This window comes from Paucibacter soli, from assembly GCF_037482845.1.
Taxonomy (GTDB): domain Bacteria; phylum Pseudomonadota; class Gammaproteobacteria; order Burkholderiales; family Burkholderiaceae_C; genus Paucibacter_B; species Paucibacter_B soli.
Genome location: NZ_JBBHJW010000043.1, coordinates 1 through 452, shown reverse-complemented (window position 1 = coordinate 452; position 452 = coordinate 1). Strand labels below are relative to the sequence as shown.

The following is a 452-nucleotide window of genomic DNA, read 5'->3' as shown; positions in this document are numbered from 1 at the left end:
AGCGTGGCCCTGCTGGCGCTGATCGTGGCGCTGCTGCTGGGCTCACTGATGGGCATTCTGCGCACCACGCCGCACCGTGGCCTGGTGCTGCTGGGCAATGCCTGGACCGAGCTGTTCCGCAACATCCCGCTCTTGGTGCAGGTGTTCCTCTGGTACCACGTGCTGCCGGCGCTCTTCCCCACGCTCAAGAGCGTGCCCAGCTTTGTGCTGGTGGTGTTCGCCCTGGGCTTCTTCACCTCGGCGCGCATTGCCGAGCAGGTCAAGGCCGGCATCCAGAGCCTGCCCAAGGGCCAGCGCTATGCCGGCCTGGCGATGGGCTTCACGCTGCCGCAGACCTACCGCTATGTGCTGCTGCCGATGGCGTTTCGCATCGTCATCCCGCCGCTCACCAGCGAGAGCATGAACATCATCAAGAACTCCTCGGTGGCGTTTGCGGTCAGCATCGCCGAGCT

1 protein-coding gene is annotated in these 452 nt (G+C 65.3%); it reads left to right on the top strand.

All coding sequences use genetic code 11. The features are described 5' to 3' along the window. Nucleotides 1–452: amino acid ABC transporter permease (locus WG898_RS25195; protein WP_339605522.1), on the top strand; the 452-nt coding region annotated here is incomplete at both ends.